Origin of the sequence: Microcystis sp. LE19-41.2A, assembly GCF_027530405.1 — a bacterium.
Taxonomy (GTDB): Bacteria; Cyanobacteriota; Cyanobacteriia; order Cyanobacteriales; family Microcystaceae; genus Microcystis; species Microcystis aeruginosa.
The window spans coordinates 1-2,895 of the sequence record NZ_JAPZQJ010000668.1; the positions used below are offsets into that span (position 1 = coordinate 1).

The following is a 2,895-nucleotide window of genomic DNA, read 5'->3' on the forward strand; positions in this document are numbered from 1 at the left end:
AATAGCGACTCTTGTTCGGGTGTGGGGTAAAATCGGAACGAGTAGGCTTTTTCCATGTCTCACATTTTAGCATATATTTCGTAAACGATGCTCATATTTAACAGTAAAGCCGTCGTAGAACGACGGGGTTTCAGACCCAAAATTTTCGATGATTGGTGATGCGGGTTGTTGTTGATACCTTGGAGAAGTCAGACCTTACACTTCATCAGGGTTAATGCCAAGCAATCTGAGCCTTTCAGCGAGCCGGATGGCTTTTTGTTCAGCCTCTTGTTTAGCCAAGCGTTCTTGAGCAGCGATCGCCTCAGCCTCTTGTTTCGCCAGCCGTTCTTGATCAGCGATCGCCTCTGCGTTCATCGCTCTTTCCTCAGCCGTTAGATAGCGATTTCCCGACTGGTCATACCAGTATAACCATTCCCGATACCAAGCAATATGTTCTCCTTTCTCGTAACCCAGTGCCAAGCCAATTTCTGGCAACCAAACTCGATTATTCTCACTTTCTAAAAGTTCATATTTTCCTGATATTAATTTATATACTTCTAATCGTTGTCGCTTTTTAAATCTTCCTCTTCTGCCACTGAAAGGATTGTAAATTACATAATACAGAATCCCCAGGCTTTGGTAATTTAAGAATTTCTCCTCATATTCACCATTATACTTCTCGGAAATTACCTCTAAAAACAAAATCGGCAAGATATATTTTTCCCCCCACAAAACATAGCTTAACCGACCTCTTTCTCCCGTATCATGGTTGACTCCAACTGCTAAGAAACCATCGGGGACAAAAGCTGATTCGTCTGGATTATAATAAACAGCCATATCTACCCCAAAATACCAATCATCTCGACCAGACCAAATTAAGGCTAATAAATTTAGCAGCAGATTGGGAAGATCATTCTGTAACTGATTGTCCACTGGAGTTTCATCGGAAGAGGGCAATTCTTCGGCGCTGGGAAGAGGGCGATTTTTGTTATAGGTGAGGTTAACCATAGCTCCTGCAAGCGTGGTGTTTGATTACTGCTAATTCTAACAGAAAATTACGGTTTTAGATTTCGTTGTTTTTCTGCGATTTCTAAAAGCACTTGCTCAAGACTTGGCTCAAGGCTTTCTTTAATGTCATCAACCTCGTGTTTATGATGGGGGAAAGTGGCAATTTCAACATGATGGGGTGCATTATCATAACGGAAGATCATAACTTGAGCTTCGTTCATGTAATGATAGCGATATTTTATCTTTGGTTTTGTGTCAGTATTTTTAACTTCAACAAAGTCTAAGCGATGATTATTTTCAGAAATAATTGAACCATTAATATAGCCTTGACTTGCGTTATAAATTTTCTTGGTCAGTGATAAATATCTGACATTGGGAAATTCTCGAATGGTTTGTTCGATTTGCAAAAAATAGGCCTCAATCATTTTAATTCTTGGAGATTAGCCTCGTTTTGAAGAAGCATTTCATATAGTCCAGACCAAACTATAAAGTCCGATTCATCTCCTAAAATACCTTGGGAAAATTGCTGATAAAATTCTTTGGATGTCATTTGATATTGTTTTTCCAGAGCTGCTAAATCTAATTTTAGATTCAAATTGCTTTTTTGTAATTCGGCAATCTGATAATCAATAATGCTTTGGGCAAATTTTTCTTGATCTTTGATGGAGTTTAAAATCTTTTTAAGGCGTTTTTCGGTTTCAGGCTGAACAGATAGATGAAAATCTAACATAAACTGTCTCATTACCACAAATCAAGCGGGATTTCATTCTAGCAAGCGTCAGCCCTGGAGGAGAAGAATGTAAAGATTTACAAATTGTATCTTATGATACAATGCGGGGGGAGAAGTATGTAAGCTCTGGGGTGTTCTGTTCGCTAATGTCGCACGCACTCAAATCCATCCACTACAGCACTTTTAGGCAAATCAATGAAAAAAATACAACAACTCTGCTTTGTCTCCGGAGTTGCCCTGGCGACCCTGGCAACGGCTAGTGCGGCACAGGCTGCTTTGGTGGTCGTCCCCCCCTACTTGGCTCCTGGCGCTCAGTATCGTTTGGTCTTTGTCACTGACGGCACACGGGATGCGACAAGCTTCGACATCAACGACTACAATACCTTTGTCACCACTCAAGCCAGAGGGGGAACCCCAGCGATTGATACGGCTCTTGATCTGGCTTTAAATGCGGCGGGATTTAACCCGAATACGATCACTTGGAAGGCGATCGCTTCTACGCAAACAGGCGGTTCTTCTACCGGAGTCGATGCTCGTGATAATACAGGGACTAATCCATCGAGTACGGGTGTTTCCATCTACCTCATAGATGGCACCCCAGTCGCCAACAATAATACCGATCTCTGGGATGGCTCCATATTACGACCGATTAACGTAACTCAGAGTGGTGCAACAACACCAACAGCGGTTGTTTGGACTGGATCGAATGCATCGGGAATGGTGGCTCTTCGTTACTCTTTATGCTAAATCAACAGACAAGATGCCAAGACAACATACTTCTAACCCAAAAATTCCGAAAGTTTCTAAAGCCATAGCCTCTCCGTTTTATTAGTTTAAGTTTATTGTTGATTGTTGATTCCCTCGACCACCCCATTCGTTGTCCTTCGCTCGAAATAACTAATTATTTCTCCAAACCAGTTTCGGATTGTTTGACAACTCTTGGTAAAAACACTGGAGGATTTTGCCAGCCATTCCGAGATAGATAGCAGTCCTTCTGTCGGATTCTCTGAGGTTTCATAAATCTTTGTGAATTCTTCCTTTATAGTTATTTCAAATAAGAACGAGACGCTAGGCGACACAATAAGTACGAATAATTTCATCAAGGGATGTACCCACAGGAGCATACATTCTCGCTCTCTTTAATGCACTAAAATCATGCTCGATATCATTTAAGTCAG

General features: G+C 41.3%; 5 protein-coding genes and 2 pseudogenes. 1 reads left to right on the forward strand and 6 read right to left on the reverse strand.

Annotation, left to right across the window (positions count from 1 at the left end; translation table 11 throughout):
* The 4 genes from O9290_RS28370 to O9290_RS27475 form a co-directional block, all read right to left on the reverse strand.
* Window positions 1-56: helix-turn-helix domain-containing protein (locus tag O9290_RS28370; RefSeq protein WP_072024880.1), on the reverse strand; the 56-nt coding region annotated here is incomplete at its 3' end.
* A 139-nt stretch (window positions 57-195) separates the two neighbouring features.
* Window positions 196-987 carry a Uma2 family endonuclease gene (locus O9290_RS27465; protein WP_002757096.1) on the reverse strand — a complete coding sequence of 264 codons (792 nt, stop codon included), beginning with the start codon at window positions 985-987 and terminating at the stop codon, window positions 196-198.
* A 47-nt stretch (window positions 988-1,034) separates the two neighbouring features.
* A complete protein-coding gene (locus O9290_RS27470; RefSeq protein ID WP_002757097.1) occupies window positions 1,035-1,412 on the reverse strand; it encodes a toxin-antitoxin system TumE family protein in 378 nt (125 codons plus the stop codon).
* A complete protein-coding gene (locus O9290_RS27475) occupies window positions 1,409-1,717 on the reverse strand; it encodes a hypothetical protein (protein WP_002757098.1) in 309 nt (102 codons plus the stop codon). Before O9290_RS27475 ends, O9290_RS27470 begins: the two co-directional genes overlap by 4 nt.
* A 195-nt stretch (window positions 1,718-1,912) precedes the next feature.
* Between O9290_RS27475 and O9290_RS27480 the strand changes: the two genes are divergently transcribed.
* Window positions 1,913-2,464, forward strand: coding sequence for a hypothetical protein (locus O9290_RS27480; protein WP_002757099.1), 552 nt, complete (start codon window positions 1,913-1,915; stop codon window positions 2,462-2,464).
* A gap of 1 nt (window position 2,465) precedes the next feature.
* Here O9290_RS27480 and O9290_RS27485 read toward each other — a convergent pair.
* Window positions 2,466-2,760: pseudogene (locus tag O9290_RS27485) on the reverse strand (ISL3 family transposase); the annotation flags it as partial.
* 25 nt (window positions 2,761-2,785) lie between these two features.
* A pseudogene (locus O9290_RS27490) lies at window positions 2,786-2,895 on the reverse strand (IS630 family transposase); the annotation flags it as partial.